Origin of the sequence: Tardiphaga sp. 813_E8_N1_3 (assembly GCF_051811025.1) — a bacterium.
Lineage (GTDB): Bacteria > Pseudomonadota > Alphaproteobacteria > Rhizobiales > Xanthobacteraceae > Tardiphaga.
This window is the reverse complement of the sequence record NZ_JBPWQE010000001.1, coordinates 1110042-1128286: the sequence shown is the minus strand read 5'-3', so window position 1 is coordinate 1128286 and position 18245 is coordinate 1110042. Positions and strand designations below refer to the sequence as shown.

Annotated in this window: 15 protein-coding genes; 5 read left to right on the top strand and 10 right to left on the bottom strand. The window is 61.6% G+C overall.

Annotated features, from left to right (window positions below; all coding sequences use genetic code 11):
- Nucleotides 1-28: 28 nt before the first annotated feature.
- Entirely contained in the window at nt 29-1657 is a 1629-nt protein-coding gene (locus AB8A33_RS05295; protein ID WP_439091822.1) for a fatty-acid--CoA ligase, read from the top strand.
- Nucleotides 1658-1720: 63 nt separating this feature from the next.
- On the opposite strand, the gene AB8A33_RS05290 is transcribed toward AB8A33_RS05295, so the two are convergent.
- Together AB8A33_RS05290 and AB8A33_RS05285 are read right to left on the bottom strand one after the other, a co-directional pair.
- Nucleotides 1721-2176, bottom strand: a complete 456-nt coding sequence (locus tag AB8A33_RS05290; RefSeq protein ID WP_093756874.1) for a GatB/YqeY domain-containing protein — start codon at nt 2174-2176, stop codon at nt 1721-1723.
- A 140-nt stretch (nt 2177-2316) separates the two neighbouring features.
- Nucleotides 2317-3786: a glycosyltransferase family 39 protein gene (locus AB8A33_RS05285; RefSeq protein ID WP_439091821.1), complete on the bottom strand. Its 1470-nt coding sequence runs from the start codon at nt 3784-3786 to the stop codon at nt 2317-2319.
- 467 nt (nt 3787-4253) lie between these two features.
- Between AB8A33_RS05285 and carA the strand changes: the two genes are divergently transcribed.
- The 3 genes from carA (at nt 4254) to AB8A33_RS05270 (ending at nt 7730) form a co-directional block, all read left to right on the top strand.
- The gene (gene carA / locus AB8A33_RS05280; RefSeq protein WP_439091820.1) at nt 4254-5444 is read left to right on the top strand and encodes a glutamine-hydrolyzing carbamoyl-phosphate synthase small subunit; all 1191 of its coding nucleotides are present in this window, start codon (nt 4254-4256) and stop codon (nt 5442-5444) included.
- A 185-nt stretch (nt 5445-5629) separates the two neighbouring features.
- Complete coding sequence (locus AB8A33_RS05275; protein WP_439091819.1) at nt 5630-6124, top strand: PaaI family thioesterase; 495 nt, start codon at nt 5630-5632, stop codon at nt 6122-6124.
- Between the two features lie 106 nt (nt 6125-6230).
- Nucleotides 6231-7730 (top strand): helicase HerA domain-containing protein, encoded by a 1500-nt coding sequence (locus AB8A33_RS05270; RefSeq protein ID WP_439091818.1) that lies wholly within the window; start codon nt 6231-6233, stop codon nt 7728-7730.
- Nucleotides 7731-7736: 6 nt separating this feature from the next.
- Here the strand turns inward: AB8A33_RS05270 and AB8A33_RS05265 are convergent, their stop codons facing one another.
- Nucleotides 7737-9176, bottom strand: a complete 1440-nt coding sequence (locus AB8A33_RS05265; protein ID WP_439091817.1) for a helix-turn-helix domain-containing protein — start codon at nt 9174-9176, stop codon at nt 7737-7739.
- Nucleotides 9177-9323: 147 nt separating this feature from the next.
- On the opposite strand from AB8A33_RS05265, the gene AB8A33_RS05260 reads away from it, so the two are divergent.
- Nucleotides 9324-10961, top strand: a complete 1638-nt coding sequence (locus AB8A33_RS05260) for an isocitrate lyase (protein WP_439091816.1) — start codon at nt 9324-9326, stop codon at nt 10959-10961.
- Between the two features lie 127 nt (nt 10962-11088).
- Here AB8A33_RS05260 and AB8A33_RS05255 read toward each other — a convergent pair whose 3' ends face one another.
- The 7 genes from AB8A33_RS05255 to AB8A33_RS05225 all read right to left on the bottom strand — a co-directional run bounded on the left by AB8A33_RS05255 (nt 11089) and on the right by AB8A33_RS05225 (nt 18243).
- Nucleotides 11089-11376 carry a YciI family protein gene (locus AB8A33_RS05255; RefSeq protein ID WP_439091815.1) on the bottom strand — a complete coding sequence of 96 codons (288 nt, stop codon included), beginning with the start codon at nt 11374-11376 and terminating at the stop codon, nt 11089-11091.
- 65 nt (nt 11377-11441) lie between these two features.
- A complete protein-coding gene (locus AB8A33_RS05250; RefSeq protein WP_439091814.1) occupies nt 11442-12413 on the bottom strand; it encodes a sugar ABC transporter substrate-binding protein in 972 nt (323 codons plus the stop codon).
- A gap of 36 nt (nt 12414-12449) precedes the next feature.
- Nucleotides 12450-13424 carry an ABC transporter permease gene (locus AB8A33_RS05245; protein WP_439091813.1) on the bottom strand — a complete coding sequence of 325 codons (975 nt, stop codon included), beginning with the start codon at nt 13422-13424 and terminating at the stop codon, nt 12450-12452.
- Entirely contained in the window at nt 13421-14371 is a 951-nt protein-coding gene (locus AB8A33_RS05240) for an ABC transporter permease (protein ID WP_439091812.1), read from the bottom strand. Before AB8A33_RS05240 ends, AB8A33_RS05245 begins: the two co-directional genes overlap by 4 nt.
- On the bottom strand, nt 14364-15872 hold the full coding sequence (locus AB8A33_RS05235; protein ID WP_439091811.1) for a sugar ABC transporter ATP-binding protein: 1509 nt from the start codon (nt 15870-15872) through the stop codon (nt 14364-14366). The genes AB8A33_RS05240 and AB8A33_RS05235 overlap by 8 nt, the downstream gene beginning before the upstream one ends.
- Nucleotides 15873-15898: 26 nt before the next feature.
- Complete coding sequence (locus tag AB8A33_RS05230; protein WP_439091810.1) at nt 15899-17299, bottom strand: FAD-linked oxidase C-terminal domain-containing protein; 1401 nt, start codon at nt 17297-17299, stop codon at nt 15899-15901.
- Nucleotides 17300-17358: 59 nt separating this feature from the next.
- Nucleotides 17359-18243 carry an intradiol ring-cleavage dioxygenase gene (locus AB8A33_RS05225; RefSeq protein WP_439091809.1) on the bottom strand — a complete coding sequence of 295 codons (885 nt, stop codon included), beginning with the start codon at nt 18241-18243 and terminating at the stop codon, nt 17359-17361.
- Nucleotides 18244-18245: the final 2 nt, after the last annotated feature.

The window sequence follows — 18245 nt, the reverse complement described above, 5'->3', positions numbered from 1 at the left end:
GGCAATCACAAGACGGAGGAACGATCAAATGCGTGGCTTGATGCAAGACTGGCCTTTGCTGTGTCATCGGATCATCGATCATGCGGCCCAAGTCCACGGCGAACGCGAGGTCGTGACCAGATCAGTCGAAGGTCCCATCCACCGCACCAATTACGCCGAAATTCGTACCCGTGCCCTGAAGGTCGCACAGCGTCTCGACCGCGAAGGCATCAAGATGGGCGACCGCGTCGCCACCATCGCGTGGAACACGTGGCGGCACCTGGAAACGTGGTACGGCATCATGGGCATCGGCGCTATCTGCCACACCGTCAATCCACGTCTATTCCCGGATCAGATCGCGTGGATCATCAACCATGCGCAAGATCGTATCGTGATGACCGACCTCACCTTCGTCCCGATCCTCGAGAAACTCGCCGACCAGTTGCCATCAGTCGAGCGCTACATCGTCTACACCGACAAGGCGCACATGCCGCAGACCACGCTGAAAAACGTCGTGGCCTATGAGGACTGGATCGCTGAGGTCGACGGCAACTTCAAATGGAAGGAGTTCGACGAGAACACCGCAGCGGCGATGTGCTACACATCGGGAACAACAGGCGATCCAAAGGGCGTGCTGTACTCGCACCGCTCCAACGTGATGCATGCGCTGATGGCCAATACCGGTGACTCGCTCGGCGCCAATGCCGCCGACACCATGCTGCCGGTGGTCCCGCTGTTCCATGCCAATAGCTGGGGCATCGCGTTTTCCGCGCCGTCGATGGGCACCAAGCTCGTACTGCCGGGCGCCAAGATGGACGGCGCCTCGATCTACGAATTGCTCTCGACCGAAAGGGTGACGCATACCGCCGGCGTGCCGACAGTGTGGCTGATGCTGCTCAACTACATGTCGCAGAACAATCTGAAACTGCCTGACCTGCGCATGGTGGTGTGCGGCGGCTCGGCGATGCCGCGCTCGATGATCAAGGCCTTCGTCGATATGGGCATCGGCGCGCGCCATGCCTGGGGCATGACCGAAATGAGCCCGATCGGCACGCTGGCCGCGTTGAAGCCGCCGTTCGATCAGCTCGAAGGCGACGAGCGGCTGGATATCCTGCAGACCCAGGGCTATCCGCCATTCGGCGTCGAGATGAAAATCACCGACGACAGCGGCAAGAGCCTGCCCTGGGACGGCAAGACCTTCGGCCGTCTCAAGGTGCGCGGCCCGTCAGTGTCGCGCGCCTATTTCCGTGTCGAGGACGAGATTCTCGACGAGGAAGGTTATTTCGACACCGGCGACGTCGCGACCATCGACGCCCACGGCTACATGCGGATCACTGACCGCTCCAAGGACGTCATCAAGTCCGGTGGCGAATGGATCTCGTCGATCGATCTGGAGAACCTTGCCGTCGGTCATCCGCAGGTGGCGGAAGCCGCCGTCATCGGCGTCTATCATCCGAAATGGGACGAGCGACCGCTGCTGATCGTGCAACTCAAGCAGGATCAAACCGCGACGCGCGAAGACATCCTGAAATACATGGATGGCAAGATCGCCAAGTGGTGGATGCCGGATGACGTGGTGTTCGTCGACGCCATCCCGCACACCGCGACGGGCAAGATCCTGAAGACCGCGCTGCGCGATCAGTTCAAGACGTATAGCCTGCCGACTGCGGCGGCGTAGTCAAAGAAAAACCTCTCCTCGCAATGCGAGGAGAGGTTTTCAATTTGTGGGGCGACGAGAGCCTCAGCCGTTGAGCGCGGCTTTCACCAAGCCACTGGCTTTGCCGAAATCCATCTGGCCGGCATATTTCGCTTTTAACGCAGCGATCACCTTGCCCATGTCTTTCATGCCGGCAGCACCGGTCGCTGCGATCTCGGCTGCGATGGCGGACTTGGTCTCGTCCTCCGACATCTGCTGCGGCAGATAGGCGGAAATGATCGCGATTTCCTCGCGCTCCTGGGCCGCGAGTTCGGCGCGGCCGCCCTTGTCATAGAGCTCGACGGATTCCTGGCGCTGCTTGATCATCTTCTGCAGCAGGCTCAGCAGATCGGCGTCCGACAGCGGCGGCTTGCTCTGGCCCCGCGCTTCGATATCGGCATTCTTGATGGTCGAATTGACCATGCGAAGCGTCGAAAGCTTGCGCTCGTCCTTGGCCCGCATGGCGTCCTTGACGGCGTTGTTGATGTCATCGCGCAGCATCTGCGTCTCCTCTTGCGGCCGCCAATAACAGCGCCGGAACTCGGTTGGCCCCGATCTAAGCGCTTTAAGGGCTATACACAACTGCACCCGCCAATTCGCCGGGCTGGCCCGGAGCTATTGCCCGGACCTGCTGCCCAAACCTATTGTCGATGGCTGGAGCTAAAATCCTCCACGCCTGCGGACAATGGCCCGGGCGCGTTGGCCCCAGCGACGTACGGCAAAACCATCAACGCCGATATGGTGGCCGGAATACCGGCCTGGCCCCATAGCCGAGGCTGAACCTCGAAATCAAACTTGACGTGCCGCGGCTCGAGCATCGCGACCTTGCCCATCCAAATCAGGCAATCGCTATCTGTCGCAAAACACATCGCAGCCCATCCCTTCTGCAGCGTCGTCGCGCGCGGCATGCCCCAACTGTATTGATACTGGAACGGGCGGCTGTAGACGGGATGGTCAGGGCTGTAAAAAGCTGTCGCGAATGCCAGCCCGTCGTCGCCACTGATCCGTGGCATCGGCCGGCCTGCCATCTGGTGCCACCGGTCGGTCAGCTCTTGAACGGCCAACCGATAGTAAGTCCGTTCGTTAGGATTGATGCTGTTGCGGTAGATGGCGTGGATGGGCGCCGCCACAACGGTCGCGATGATCGCGATGCCAGCGACGAACACCACCATATTGACCACATACAGGCGTTCGAGCGTGAAGCGAGCGCCACAGACAATCAAAATAGCAGGTAGGAACAAGCCCTGGAGCGCCCATAGCGAAGGCATATCGGTGCCAAGCGTGACGGTGGTCACGACCGGCAACAGCACTGTGCCGATGAACACCCAGAACAGCAGCAGTAACCCTGGACCCATCGCGCGAAAATCGGCCGAAAAGTACTTCAGACGCAACTCGGCCGACAAAACCCACACAATGGCCGGCAACGCCATTGTCGCCGCGAGACCGAGCAAAAACATACTGGCTTCGATCAGTGACTGACCGAAGTCGATGCCGCCGTGAACCTGCATGGCATAGGTGAACGGCGCAGCACCGGTCGTCACGAGCCAATGGATGTGCGGCCCAAGGGCAACGAGCCCGGCGAGTGTCGAGACCCACGGCGCCGAGGACCTGAAATAAACCGCGCGCTGCGGATGCACGATCGCTGCGAGCGCGAAGCTGCCGACCAGGAAGATCGAATAATACTTGCCGAGCATGGCCAGCGCGGCCAGGACACCGGTGGCAGCGGCCCAGCCGATGGCGCGCGTTTCATAGGAGCGCAGGAAGCAGTAAGTCGCCAGCGGCCAGATCGCGAGCAGCACCGTATTCGCGTTGAAGCGCTGGGCGTGGAACTGATAGGCCGGCAGCAGCATCAGCAGCAGCAATACGACCGCCCGCGAATCGCCGCGCACGAAGCGGCGCGTAATCAGATCGACGGCCCAAAGCGCCACCGCAGCATTGGTCATCGACAGCAACTGGAACGACCAATCGGTCAACGGGAAAACCAGCGTCCACAGCCGCGCGACCCAGCCCATCAAGGGCGGATGTTTGGGATTCCCCCATGCGAATTCGCGGCCAAGCGTCCAGGTTTCCAGCGCATCCGCATGCAGATCGCCGCTCTGATAGGCGATCACCAGAAACAGCAGCCAGATTCCCGCGAAGCTGACGATCAGCGCAGGAATCGTCCAGCCCGTCTCGATACCATCGAGCCAGGTCAGGAACGGCCTGCGCCATCGAGCCGGCGCGATGGCCGAACGCGCAGCCATCTTGGCGAAATAGTCCAATTGCACTGAAATATCCGGAAATACGGCGAAGTCGTAGCTTGCTACCGGCGAAAGTGAGTTCCGGCAAGCATTCGTAATTATAATTAGTTGATTTTACATCTCATTCTGCAAATTACGCGCTATCGGCGTGCCGGTTTCACCGGACAACCGGAACACCACAGTTTTGCCAGATAAGATATCATTCCTTCACGAAGCTCTGTCCGGGGCCCGTCCATCCGGCAAAGCGCCGATTGCTAACCCTCCAGGCCATGGCTGACGTGTGAATCCGGCCGTTCCGGCTTTGACGGCGGCGGATGCCCGGACTATGTAGTCCCCTCATGACCCCCTCAGATACATCCTCAGCCTGGCCGGACCACAAACCGACCGCGCTCCTCGTGCTCGCCGATGGCACCGTGCTGGAAGGCTTCGGCCTCGGTGCGGAAGGCCAGGCCGTGGGCGAAGTCTGCTTCAACACGGCGATGACCGGTTATGAGGAAATCCTCACCGACCCGTCCTATGCCGGGCAGCTGATCACCTTCACCTTCCCGCATATCGGCAATGTCGGCACCAACGACGAGGATATCGAGACGGTGAACATGGCGGCGACGCCAGGCGCCCGCGGCGTGATCCTGCGCTCGGCGATCACCGACCCGTCGAATTATCGCTCTTCCCGGCATCTCGACGCCTGGCTGAAGGCGCGCGGCATCATCGGCATTTCCGGCATCGACACCCGCGCCCTGACGGCGCTGATCCGCAACAAGGGCATGCCCAATGCGGTGCTTGTGCACGCGAAGGACGGCCAATTCGACCTGCATGGTCTGAAGGAAGAAGCACGCGAATGGCCCGGCCTCGAAGGCATGGACCTGGTGCCGATGGTGACATCCGCCCAGCGCTTCACCTGGGACGAGACTCCCTGGGAATGGGAAAAGGGCTTCGGCCGCCAGACCAATCCTGAATTCAACGTCGTCGCTATCGATTACGGCATCAAGCGCAACATCCTGCGCCTCCTGGCCGGCGAGGGCTGCAAGGTCACGGTCGTTCCGGCCACGACCTCGGCAGAAGAGATCATGGCGCTGAAGCCGGACGGCGTATTCCTGTCGAATGGCCCCGGCGATCCCGCCGAGACCGGCAAATATGCCGTGCCCGTCATCAAGCAGGTGATCGCTTCCGGCGTGCCCACATTTGGCATCTGCCTCGGTCACCAGATGCTCGGCCTCGCGGTCGGTGCCAAGACCAAGAAGATGCATCAGGGCCATCACGGCGCCAATCACCCGGTCAAGGATGAGACCACTGGCAAGGTGGAAATTACCTCGATGAACCACGGCTTCGCGGTGGATGAAGCGACGCTGCCGAAGGGCGCCACGCAGACCCATATCTCGCTGTTCGATGGATCAAATTGCGGCATCCAGCTCGATGGCAAACCGGTGTTCTCGGTGCAGTACCACCCGGAGGCCTCCCCCGGCCCGCGCGACTCGCACTATTTGTTCAAGCGGTTCGCGGATCTGATGCGGGCGAAGAAGGCGTCGTAAGGCCCAAGCCCATCAGTCGTCATTGCGAGCGCAGCGAAGCAATCCAGCTTTGCTGCGCTTTTTATTTCTGGATTGCTTCGTCGCGACGCCCCTCGCAATGACGTGGATAGACCAGACGCCAATGCCGCTGGCCGCCGCGCTTTCCATTTTTTATGATGCCCATCATCATAAAAAGGAAGCGCACGATGACCGACACGCCCTCCCCCCGCTACGACGTCGTGCCCTCCAGCCTGATGGCCTCGATGCCGGGGCTCGATTTTGTCCGCAAGATTTTCTCCGGCGAATTTCCGCAGCCTCCGATCATGGAGAATGTCGAGCCGTTCGATTCCGCGATCGAGGCCGGCACCGTGGCGTTTCACAGCGTCCCAGGCTTTCGGCACTACAATCCGATCGGCTCGGTGCATGGCGGTTACGCAGCGATCCTGCTGGATTCGGCGATGGGCCTCGCCGTGCACACCATGCTGCCTGTCGGAATCGGCTACACCACGCTGGAATTCAAGATCAGCTTCATCCGCGGGATGAGCAAGGATTCTGGCGCCGTTCGCACCGAAGGCAAGACGCTGAATGTCGGCCGCCGCGCGGCGACCGCGGAAGCGCGCATCACCGACGCGAAGGGACGGCTGCTGGCGCATGCGACTACCACGTGCCTGGTGTTCGAAATTCCGAAGGATGCGGCCTGACGACAATGTCCAAAGCCGTGCGGAACTCCAGGCAATCCGCCGCATGCGCTCGACGAGCCACGCTCTGGTTGGTAAGCCCTCTGCTCAAGGAGACCTGAGTCGAGACATGACCGTTGCGATCGAGATGGGGCATACGACGTCAGGCGCCCCGGCGGCTCTGGACCTTGAGGAACTGCTGGCGACGCGCCTGCTCGTGCAGGGCAATTCGGGTTCCGGAAAATCGCATCTGCTGCGCCGGCTGCTCGAACAGAGTGCCCCATGGGTGCAGCAGACCATTATCGACCCTGAAGGTGATTTCGTCTCGCTGGCGGAGCGATTCGGCCATCTGGTGATCGATGCCGAGGCGCATACCGAACGCGGGCTGCAGGTCGCCGGCGAGCGTGCGCGCATGCATCGCGTCTCCACGGTGCTCAATCTCGAAGGCCTCGACGCCGAGAATCAGATGCGCCGCGCCGCCGCCTTTCTGGGCGGGCTGTTCGACGCGCCGCGTGACCACTGGTATCCGATGCTCGTGGTGGTGGACGAAGCCCAGCTGTTCGCCCCGGCCGTCGCCGGCGAGGTGTCCGACGAAGCACGCAAGCTCTCGCTCGGCGCCATGACCAACCTGATGTGCCGCGGCCGCAAACGCGGCCTTGCCGGCGTCATCGCCACACAGCGACTGGCGAAGCTCGCCAAGAACGTCGCAGCCGAAGCGTCGAATTTCCTGATGGGCCGCACCTTCCTCGATATCGATATGGCACGCGCCGCCGACCTTCTGGGCATGGAGCGACGACAGGCCGAATCCTTCCGCGATCTCGAGCGCGGCCAGTTCATGGCGCTGGGTCCCGCCCTCTCCCGTCGTCCGCTGGGCCTGCGCATCGGTGTCACCGAAACAAGCCCGCGCAATGCAACGCCGCGCCTGATGCCGCTACCGGAAGCAACACTCGACGACGTGCGCGCCACGATTCTCGCAGCGCCGCCGCCGGAGCCGACCCGGCCGCAGCGTCGCACGCCATCATCGCCGGATCTCCTCGGCCAGCTCATGGCGGCGAAGTCCGCAGCGCTGGAACTTCGGCCGGATGTGGCGGAGACGCCGATCAGCGCCGAAGAGCTGGCGGAACGGCGCATGCGCGTCGACCGCGTTCTGCAGGCCTTGATGGCAGAGCCCGATGCAGGCTTCCGGGTCGTCGGCGTGCTCTATCAGGAGTTCGTGGTCCGCTGCCGCATCGAGGGTCTCGGCGCCGCCGTGCCGGACCTCGACGACTTCCGCCGCATGCTGACGCGCGCCCGCGCCGGGCTCGGCTCCGAGATGACAGAAGATGACGGATGGCAGGACGTTTCGGTCCGCGCCTCGATCCTGCCCGAGGATATGCAGGGCGTTTTCATGATGATCGCCCGGGCCGCCAAGGAAGGCTGGCCCTGCCCGAGCAATGCTGCGATCGCCCGCGCCTATGGCTCGCATTCGCTGCGCCGCGCACAGCGCCTGCTGACCTATATCGAGGAGCAAGGCCTCATCGTGTGCCAGCTCGATGGCGCCGGTCGGCGCATCGTGACGCTCGTCGAACTGGCCTGGGCTACGGCGCCCGGCGATCCCAATGCCGAGGAAGCTGCCGCCGAGCAGGCCTGAGCTGTTTCAGTCCGCCGAGAATCCAAACGGTACGTTCAGCGTCCTGAAATCATCGGGCAACAACTCGCGCCCGATCGGAAGCGCCGAGCGCGCCGCGCAGCGCGGACGATGACAGACACGGCATGCGACGCCGATCGGCGTGGGCGCATCCGCGCGCGGCGCTGACGCGTCGCGCGTATAGATCAACTGGCCCGCATATTCGGCTGCGCAACCGATCGCAATGGCGCGCTCCACGCGTTGTGCGCCGTAAGCACCACCGCCGGCGGTGACGGTACGGGCGATCGAGAAGAAGCGCTGGCCGTCCGGCAATTCCAACCACTGCGTGACGATCTGGCGCGGCGTTCGGAAGACGTCGTGCACCGACCACAGTGGACATGCGCCGCCGTGTTTCGCAAATGGAAAGCCCGCACCGTCGAGCAATTTTGAAATATTGCCGGCGGGATCGACTCGGATCAAAAAGAACGGGACTTTCTCGGCGCCCGGCCGCTGCAGTGTCGTGATGCGATGCGCGGTCTGCTCGAAGCTAGCGCCGAACTGGCGCGCCAGCGCTTCGAGATCGTAGCGCCGCGTCTCGGCTGCGCGCGCGAAGGCTGCATAGGGCATGATCAATGCCGCGGCGGCATAGCCTGCAAGCGCGCGGCGCGCCAGCAGCTCTGCGCTCTTGGTGGTGAACTGGCCGTCCTCGAGCGCCGTCCCGATCTCGTTTTCCATTTCGAGATAAGCGAGTTGCTGCGCCAACTGGAAATGGAGGCTTGCGGTATCGAGCGAGTCTTCAAGCAGCAACTGCTTGCGATGCAGATCCAGTCGCCTGACCGAGCCGAGCATGACGTCTGGCGGCAGATAGCGCACTTGCAGCTTGTGCCGGGTCTTGAGACGCTCGACGAAACCGCTAGGCCCCGACGTCGTCTGCACGAGACGTTCGGCCGCGTCGTCGAGGCCCGCGAAATTATTGCGGCGTGCGGCGAGAAACCGCCTGACCTCGGCAACGGGATCGTTGGCGTCATAGCCCTCGCTATCCGAAGACGACGCGCCACCGGTGAGCGCCGGTGCGCGCCGATCCGCAAGCGCTAGCTGCTCCTCGCGATAGGCGGTGTAGAGGCGCAGGAACGCCTCGGCCATGCCGGGATAGCTCACCGCGAGATCGCTGATTTCGAGCGCGGGGATATCGATGTCCGAGAACATCGGCTCTTTCAGGATCGACTGCATCCGCGCTGTATTGTCGGCGCCACCATCGCCGGCGAGATCGGCCAGATCGATGGTGTAGGTGCGCGCCAGACGCAGCAGCATGTCCGCCGTCATCGGCCGCTGGTTGCGCTCCAGCAGCGCGACGTAAGGCGCGGAAATCTCGAGATCAGCCGCCATATCGGCCTGAGTCAGGCCCAAATCGCGCCGAAGCCGCCGTAATCGGGGACCCATGAACACCGAACGACCTGCCGAGGCGGCCATCACGCACTCCAATACCTTGTAATTAAATTACAGACTTACACTCGATATTTGTAAAGTATGACAAGTTATCCGCATTCCGTCTAGCGGCTGGCGATCCCGCGCTTACAACCAAGGACAGGTTTTTCGTCAGCCAAAGGGATCGAGAAAATGAACTTCCAGCCACGCGGGATCAGCAACCAGACCATCCTCGGCGCCGGCTCCTATCGGAGCGAAGTCGAGGCGGCGTCGGCGCTACTCAAGACCAAGGACACCTGGAACGGCGTCACCGCCGAGGCCGTCGCACGCATGCGCCTGCAGAACCGCTTCAAGACCGGTCTCGACGTCGCACGCTACACCGCGTCGCTGATGCGCGCCGACATGGCCGCCTATGATGCAGACACCACCAAGTACACCCAGTCGCTCGGCTGCTGGCATGGCTTCATCGCGCAGCAGAAGCTGATCTCGGTGAAGAAGCATTTCGGCACCACCGACCGCACCTACCTGTACCTCTCGGGCTGGATGATCGCGGCGCTGCGCTCGGAATTCGGCCCGCTGCCGGATCAGTCGATGCACGAGAAGACTTCGGTGCCCGCGCTGATCGAAGAGCTCTACACCTTCCTGCGTCAGGCTGACTCGCGCGAGCTCAACGACATCTTCCGCAGCCTCGACGCGGCCCGCAAGGCTGGCGACAAGGCGAAGGAAGAAGAACTGATCAACAAGATCGACAACTTCCAGACCCACGTCGTTCCCGTCATCGCCGATATCGATGCCGGCTTCGGCAATGCGGAAGCAACCTATCTGCTCGCCAAGAAGATGATCGAGGCTGGCGCCTGTGCACTGCAGATCGAGAACCAGGTCTCGGACGAGAAGCAGTGCGGCCATCAGGATGGCAAGGTCACCGTGCCGCACGAGGTCTTCCTCGCGAAGATCCGCGCCTGCCGCCACGCCTTCCTCGAAATGGGCGTCGAAGACGGCATCATCGTCACCCGCACCGACTCGCTCGGCGCTGGCCTGACGCAGCAGATCGCTGTCAGCCACAAGCCGGGCGACATCGGCGACCAGTACAACAGCTTCCTGGATTGCGAGGAAATCGACGCTTCAAAGATCGGCAACGGCGACGTCGTCATTACGCGTAATGGCAAGCTGATGCGCCCGAAGCGTCTGGCCAGCAACCTGTACCAGTTCCGCGAAGGCACGGGTCAGGACCGCTGCGTGCTCGACTGCATCACCTCGCTGCAGAACGGCGCCGACCTTTTGTGGATCGAAACTGAGAAGCCGAATATCGAGCAGATCGCCAAGATGGTCGATCGCGTTCGTGAGGTGATCCCGAATGCGAAGCTGGCCTATAACAACTCGCCGTCGTTCAACTGGACGCTCAACTTCCGTTGGCAGGTCTATGACGCGATGAAGGAAGCCGGCAAGGATGTCAGCAAATACAACCGCGCCGAACTGATGAAGGTGGAGTACGACAGCACCCCGCTGGCGGTCGAAGCCGACGAGCTCATCCGGACATTCCAGGCTGATTCAGCCAAGCGTGCCGGCATCTTCCATCACCTGATCACGCTGCCGACCTACCACACGGCTGCGCTGTCGACCGACAACCTCGCCAAGGAGTATTTCGGCGAACAGGGCATGCTGGGCTACGTCAAGAACGTCCAGCGCGCCGAGATCCGTCAAGGCATCGCCTGCGCGAAGCATCAGAACATGGCTGGTTCGGACATCGGCGACGAACACAAGGAATACTTCGCCGGTGAGGCAGCCCTGAAGGCGGGCGGCGCGCACAACACGATGAACCAGTTCGGCTAGTCCTCACGGTTCAGCTCATCGCAGAATCAGCCTGGGATCCGATCAGATCCCAGGCTGATTTCGTTGTCGGCGTTCAAATGCCGAACGACTGCCTCGCCGACAAGCGAGGTGCCGGCCTCCATTGTGCCTATCCCTGCCTACGCAAGAAGCCGGTGATCGTGACCGTCTGCCAGATGCCAGCGGCAAAGAACGGATCGGCATGATGAAATTTCTCGACCGCCGCGCGGTCAGCGGCCTCGACGAGAAACAGGCTGCCAATCATGGCCTGGCCGTCATCGCCTGTCAGCGGACCGGACATGACGATCGTCACGTCATAGGCCGTGGTGTCGGACAAAAAGGCCTTGTGAGCCTCGTAGTGGGACAAGCGCTTGTCGAGCGCCCCAGCATGATCGACGGCATGGATGGCAAACAGCATACGTAGCTCCTGAAAAGCAGAAGACGGCCGCCGGCTTGCGGCGACCGCCTGAAGTGTCGAAGATATTACTTGGTGCCGAGCTTCGCAGCCTCGTCCCAGCTCGGGCAGGTCCGCGATTCCAGCGGCACGTCGTAGGGCTGATAGTTCTCCTTGCCGATGACCGTGGGTTTGAGAACAATCTCGGTGATCACCGGTTCGTTGCGCAGCGAACGAATGGCGATCATCATGCCGAGGCATCCCTGCATGAAGCCATTGTAGTCGCCGCTCGCCAGCAGCTTCCCGGACTTGATCGCGTCGATCGCCTCCTTGGTGCCATTGACGCCGATGACCTGGGCCTTGCGATTGGCACCATCGAGCGCCTCGATCGCACCGATCGCCATCGCATCATTGGCAGCCAACACACCGTCGATCTGGGTATTCGACTGCATGAGATTTTCCATGACCTGAAGCGCCTGCAGCCGCTGATAGTTGCCCGGCTGCGACGCAAGCAGCTTGGCCCCGGGGTTTTCCTTCAAGGCATCGTTGAAGCCGCGGACGCGATCGATGCTCGTCAAGGACCCTTTGACGCCCTCAATGATCACGAAATTGCCCTTGCCGCCGAGCGTCTTCAGCAGATAGCGCCCGGTCTCGAGACCCAGACTGTAATCATCGGCACCGACAAAGGCGACGAACTTGCCGCCGGCCGAGCGGTCCGTCACGTTGACCACCGGGATCTTTGCGTCATTGATCTTCTCGACGCCGGGGACCATCGCCTTGTAGTCGACCGGGATGAAGACGATCGCCGATGGCTTCTTCACCACCACGTCCTCAATCTGGCTGAGCTGCTCCGGAATGCTGTCCGGCTTTGTCGGGATGTAATGCAGCGTCTTTGCCTTCATCGCCTTCGCGGCTGCGTCGGATCCGACCCGCACTGTCTGGAAGTACGGATTGGTCTGGTTTTTTGTAAACACCGCGATCGTCTCACCGTCAGCGAGTGCGTGGGATGAGAGTGATGTCGTCAGAAGCAGTGCAGCAAGCGCGCCATAGGCTTTCTTCATAGTCGTTCCCTCCATTTTGTTTTTAAGATCGAACACTTACGCCGCGCGGCGCCGTGTTTTCATATCCAGCCATACAGCCAGAATGACAATGACGCCGGTCACCAGTGGCTGCCAACTCGCGTTGACCGACAACAGGTTCATGCCATTGAGGACCAGGGTCAAAATGAGTGCACCGACAAACGTGCCGAACACCGTTCCGAGACCGCCGAACAGTGAGGTGCCGCCGATCAGAACCGCGGCGATCGCCGGCAGTGTCAGACTTTCGCCGATGTCGGCCTCGGCAGAGTTTAGCCGCGCAAGAAAGATGATCGAGGCGAGCCCGGCCATTGCGCCCGACACTGTGTAGACCAGCAGAAGTCGGCGAGCGACGGGAATGCCTGACAACCGCGCGGCGACCGGGTTGGCACCGATGGCATAGATTTCCTGTCCCCACGTGGTGCGCTGCGCGAAAATGGTTCCGATGGCGAGGAAGACCAGCAACAGATAGACCGGGATCGGAAGACCGAGAAAATAACCACTGCCGATCTGGCGAAAGCCAGCCGGGAAACCGTGCATGGTCTCTCCGCCCATGTACCAGTAAGTGATGCCGTGCAGCACCCAAAGCATTCCATAGGTCGCAATGAAAGATGGGATTCGAAGCGCCGTGACCATCACGCCGTTCAGCATCCCCACCGCGCCACCAACGCCGATGCCTGTCAGTACCCCCAAAGTCGGCGAGCCCGTCTGATGAATCACCGTTCCGGCAATACACGCGGAAATAGCGACATTGGCACCGATCGAAAGGTCGAGGCCACCTGTCAGCACCACCAACGTCAGACCCGACGCGATGAAGAAGAGCAGACTCGCCTGGCGCAGGACGTTGAGGATGTTGCCGAGACTGAAGAACGAGTTAGTGAGGATGGTCAGCGCCGCACAGATCAGAAACGCGGCGAGCAGGCGATAGAACACCTGGATCATCTCGTCGGAGAGCAACATTCGCCCGCCTGCGATCGGCTTTGAGATATCGGTCATGATCGGCTCCGCAATCCATCGACGAACAATGCTGCAATCACCAGCAAGCCGACGCTTGCCACCTGAATGGAAGACGGCAGCGCCAGCAGATTCAATCCGTTGCGCAACACGCCTACGGTGACCACGCCGAGCAAGGTGCCAAGGAGCCAACCATTGCCGCGCTCGAACGACGTGCCGCCGACCGCAACCGCTGCAATGGCATCGAACTCAAGACCAAGCCCAGCAGTCGGATGCCCCGAATTCATTCGCGCGGTCATCAGGAGACCGGCCAAGCCGACCATGGCGCCGCCGAGCGCGTAGACGAGGATCAGCAAGCGACGCGCCGAGATGCCCGCGAATTTCAACGCTTCGCGGTTGCCGCCGAGTGCGAAAATGTAGGTCCCGAAACGCGTGTGGTAGAGCAATCCGTGGAAGGCAAGGTAGCTTCCCAACCCCAGTACGATCGGAAGCGGAACGCCGCCGAGCGTCCCGGAATAGACGCCGCGAACGGCCGCCGGCATGCCGACGACGCTCTGGCCATCGCTGACGATCAGCGAGAGCCCCTGCGCCATCCCAAGTGTGCCCAGCGTGGCGACAAAGGGAGGAATACCGACAACGGCAACCAGCCAGCCATTGACCGTCCCGAACAAGATTCCAACGGCCATTGCCGCAAGCAGGCCGAGCGGCAGTGAGCCAGTGGCCAAAGCGACGATGGCGACGATCAGCGAGGTCAGCGTCAACACTGCGCCCATCGACAGGTCGAGACCTTCGGTCATGATGATCAGCGTCATCGGCAGCGCCAGCATCAGCAGGATCGTCGATTGGACGAGCACGTTGGAAATGTTCGGCACCGTCAGGAAGCCCGGTGTCATCAGGCTGAAGACGACGCATAGCAGCACCAGCATAACGGCAACGCCGGGAATCCGCTGAAGCGGATTGGTGTTCAATACCATCGCTTGTTCACGCATGCTGCATCCCCAACTTCACGATGTTTTCCTCACTCAGTTCGTGGCGAGCCAGTTCACCCGCGATCCGTCCGTCGCACATGACATAGGCGCGATCGCAGACGTGGCAGATTTCTGCCTGCTCCGACGAGATCATCAGCGCAGCGGCACCATCCGCGACCAGCCGGTCGATGAGCGCGAAGATCTCGGCTTTGGCTCCGACGTCGATGCCGCGTGTCGGTTCATCGAAGATGAACAGCTTGGCACCGGCGGCCAGCCATTTGCCGATGACGACTTTCTGCTGGTTGCCGCCGGACAGAAGACCGACGGCCTGCTTGTCCGATGGGGTCACGATCCTCAACTGCCGGATCAGATCATTCGCAACCTGCCTGGACTTCCCTTGATCGAAAAGACCGCGCGGAAAGATCTTGCGCAACGCGGAAACGATCAGGTTGTCTCCGACGGAGCGGATCAGAGCCAGACCTTCGGCTTTGCGGCTTTCTGGAATCAGCGCGAGCCCCAGTCTGGCCGCTTCGTCGGGACCGCCGGACTTCTCCTGGCCGTTGAACAGGATCCGTCCCGCGGTCGCCCTGTCGGCTCCGAAAATGGCCCGCACCACTTCGGTGCGCCCCGAGCCGACCAGCCCGCACAGCCCGACGATCTCGCCTTGCCGCACCACCAAGTCGATGCCCGCAATGCCTGAGGCAGAGGCGAGACCCTTCACCTCAAGCATGACCTTGCCAGGGGTCTGGGCGAAGGTCCGTGGATAGCTCATATCGACGCTGCGACCGACCATCATCCGGACCAGATCGTCCGATGACACGGCCTCGGGTTTCACTTCATCGATACGGCGCCCATCGCGCAGCACCGTGATGCGGTCACCGAGCGAAAACACCTCTGCCATGCGGTGCGAGATGTAGATGATAGCGACGCCGTCCGCCTTGAGCCGCGCGATCAGTGCAAACAGCAATTCCGTCTCGCGATCGGACAGTGCCGCCGTCGGCTCATCCATCACGAGAATTCGCGCGTTCTGGCTGATGGCCTTCGCAATCTCCACCATCTGCTGCTGGGCGACGCCTAGCTTCTCGATCCGGATCGCTGGATCTATGTCGAATCCGATCGAATCCAGCACGCGCCTGGCGTCAGCCAGGATTTTCTTGCGATCGATCGTGCCGGGAACACGTCCCGCCGGCTCGCGGCCAAGGAAGATGTTCTGCGCGATGTCGAGATAGGGGACCAGCGAAAATTCCTGGAAGATGACGGCGATGCCGAGCTTCTGCGCATCGGCTGGCGACGCGATCTCGACTGTCTCGCCGTTGTAGTGGAACGAGCCGCTATCGGCGCGATAGGCCCCGCACAGCACCTTCATCAGACTCGATTTGCCTGCTCCGTTCTCGCCGAGCAGCATGTGCACCTCGCCGGGCCAGACCGAGAACGACACATCGTCGAGTGCCTTTACTCCAGGAAATTCCTTGGAAATGCCGCGTAGTTCGAACAGCGGCGGCGCGGCTCGACCGATCGACATAGCAGCATCGGACTGCGCGAGTTGCGTCATGCCAGCACCGGTGCATTGGGCAAGAAGATCTTGCCGGGGTTCATTATTCCCTTCGGATCGACCGACGCCTTGATGCCACGCATGATATCGACGGCGTCGCCGAGCTCGTCCTGGAGGAAACCGATCTTGCCGGTTCCGATGCCGTGCTCGCCGGTACAGGTACCCTCCATCGCGATCGCACGTGCCACCAATCGCGCGTGCAGCGCCTTGGCGCGCGCGACTTCGTCGGCATTGTCCTGATCGATCAGGATGAGCAGATGGAAATTCCCGTCGCCGACATGGCCCACGACGGGCGCAATCAGTCCGTTCGCATCGATATCGCGGCGGGTTTCGGTGAGACATTCCGTCAGCCGTGAGATCGGCACGCAGACATCCGTGATCATGGCCTTGGCGCCTGGCTTCAGGCTAAGACCCGCATAAAGCGTATTGTCACGGGCATGCCACAGCTTCGTCCGGTCTTCCGCCGCACGCGCCCATTGGAAGCCCTGGCCGTCATGTTCGGCGGCGATCGCCTCCGCCAGTTCGGCTTGCTCCGCGACGCTCGCCTCGGTGCCGTGGAATTCGAAGAACAGCGTCGGCGCCTCGCGATAACCGAGCTTGGAATAGCCGTTGATGCCGCGCATCATGACTTCATCCAGCAGCTCCATCCGCGCGACCGGGATACCCGACTGGATCACTTCAATCGCGGCATCGATCGCCTGATCGAGCCGTCCGAAACTGCAGACCGCGGACGAGATCGCCTGCGGCCATGGATGCAATTTCAGCGTAATTTCGGTGATCACCCCGAGGGTGCCTTCGGAGCCGACGAACAGCCGTGTGAGATCGTAACCGGCCGATGACTTGCGGGCACGCTGGCTGGTGCGGATCACCCGCCCATCCGGCAGCACGACTTCGAGCGCGAGCACATTGTCCTTCATGGTGCCGTAGCGAACGGCCATGGTCCCGGACGCACGCGTCGATGTCATGCCGCCGATCGACGCATCGGCGCCGGGATCGATCGGAAAGAACAATCCGGTGTCGCGCAAATGCGCGTTGAGTTGCTTGCGCGTAATGCCGGGCTGCACGACGACATCGAGGTCCTTGTCGTGCACCTGGAGCACACGGTTCATCCGCGCAAAATCGATACAGACGCCGCCCGCCACCGATGCTGCATTGCCTTCGAGCGAGGTGCCCGCGCCGAATGGAACGACGGGCATTCCGAGTTCGCCGCAGAGTTTCACGATCTCAGCGACTTCCTGCGTGGTTTCCGGAAACACGACGACGTCCGGCGAACGGCTGACGTGATAGGCCTCGCTGCGACCGTGATCATCGAGCACGCCGCGCGCAATCGTCGCGCGCGCCCCAATGATCTCATTCAGACGGACCACGGCCGTCTCGGCGCTCACTGGCGCTCCCATAGCATCCTCCCCTTCCATATCGGCGCTCAGGCTCTGCGGCCCGTCATGCGCATTGTTAGCTAGACAGCATGCGCCTTGTTGGCGTCTGGCTTCAAACCGAACTCGTAATTCAAATGATAGTAAGGCGTGTTCTGCGTGCGCCCGTCGGGAGCTTCGCCGGCATCTTTCAGGACGAATTCGCGAATGAGCGTATCTTTGACGCCGAAGACGACGTCGGAGTCGAGATACTTGTCGCCCGCGACGAACACATGCGTCACCAGTTGCTCGAAGCCAGGCGCCGAGATCATGAAGTGAACATGGGCAGGTCGCCACGGATGACGCCCCTGAGCCGTAAGCATATCGCCGACGGGCCCGTCATGCGGGATCGGATAGGCCGCCGGCTTGATCGACCAGAAGCGGAAACGGCCCTCGACGTCAGCGTGAAACCGCGCCCGCATCGCCAGATCGCCGATCTTGTCGAGCTGCTGAACATCGTAATACCCATCGTCGTCAGAGTGCCAAACGTCGATTGTGGCATCCGCGATCGGCTTACCGTCCGGCGTCGAGACCGAGCCTGTCACGATCATCGGGTCGCCCTCCATGCCACCGGAGATGTCTTCGCCAAGCTTCTTCTCTGGGGCCGCCTGGACGAAGAACGGCCCGAGCACGGTCGTGTCCGTCACACCTTTTTCGGCACCATGATTGATAGCATCGACCAACATCGACACCCCGAGCGTATCCGAAAGCAGGATGAACTCCTGGCGCTTATCGTCGCACATGTGACCGGTGCGCGTCAGGAATTCGATGCCTTGCTCCCATTCCCTCTGGGTTGGCCGAACCTCCCGGACGAAGGCGTGCAGGTGGCGTACCAGCGCCTCGCTGATCTGCCTGATCCGCGGTTGGCCGGCATCTGTAATGCGATCCAATACGGCGTCGGTAATGGTGTTCTCGTCGAAATTTCGCATGG

What these genes read in the sequence shown, in the direction of transcription:
- AB8A33_RS05270 (WP_439091818.1), top strand. Translation starts at nt 6,231, where the DNA reads ATGACCGTTGCGATCGAGATGGGGCATACGACGTCAGGCGCCCCGGCG.
- carA (WP_439091820.1), top strand. Translation starts at nt 4,254, where the DNA reads ATGACCCCCTCAGATACATCCTCAGCCTGGCCGGACCACAAACCGACC.
- AB8A33_RS05250 (WP_439091814.1), bottom strand. Translation starts at nt 12,413, where the DNA reads ATGAAGAAAGCCTATGGCGCGCTTGCTGCACTGCTTCTGACGACATCA.
- AB8A33_RS05275 (WP_439091819.1), top strand. Translation starts at nt 5,630, where the DNA reads ATGACCGACACGCCCTCCCCCCGCTACGACGTCGTGCCCTCCAGCCTG.
- AB8A33_RS05230 (WP_439091810.1), bottom strand. Translation starts at nt 17,299, where the DNA reads ATGGGAGCGCCAGTGAGCGCCGAGACGGCCGTGGTCCGTCTGAATGAG.
- AB8A33_RS05290 (WP_093756874.1), bottom strand. Translation starts at nt 2,176, where the DNA reads ATGCTGCGCGATGACATCAACAACGCCGTCAAGGACGCCATGCGGGCC.
- AB8A33_RS05255 (WP_439091815.1), bottom strand. Translation starts at nt 11,376, where the DNA reads ATGCTGTTTGCCATCCATGCCGTCGATCATGCTGGGGCGCTCGACAAG.
- AB8A33_RS05265 (WP_439091817.1), bottom strand. Translation starts at nt 9,176, where the DNA reads ATGGCCGCCTCGGCAGGTCGTTCGGTGTTCATGGGTCCCCGATTACGG.
- AB8A33_RS05240 (WP_439091812.1), bottom strand. Translation starts at nt 14,371, where the DNA reads ATGCGTGAACAAGCGATGGTATTGAACACCAATCCGCTTCAGCGGATT.
- AB8A33_RS05245 (WP_439091813.1), bottom strand. Translation starts at nt 13,424, where the DNA reads ATGACCGATATCTCAAAGCCGATCGCAGGCGGGCGAATGTTGCTCTCC.
- AB8A33_RS05295 (WP_439091822.1), top strand. Translation starts at nt 29, where the DNA reads ATGCGTGGCTTGATGCAAGACTGGCCTTTGCTGTGTCATCGGATCATC.
- AB8A33_RS05225 (WP_439091809.1), bottom strand. Translation starts at nt 18,243, where the DNA reads ATGCGAAATTTCGACGAGAACACCATTACCGACGCCGTATTGGATCGC.
- AB8A33_RS05260 (WP_439091816.1), top strand. Translation starts at nt 9,324, where the DNA reads ATGAACTTCCAGCCACGCGGGATCAGCAACCAGACCATCCTCGGCGCC.
- AB8A33_RS05235 (WP_439091811.1), bottom strand. Translation starts at nt 15,872, where the DNA reads ATGTCGATCGGTCGAGCCGCGCCGCCGCTGTTCGAACTACGCGGCATT.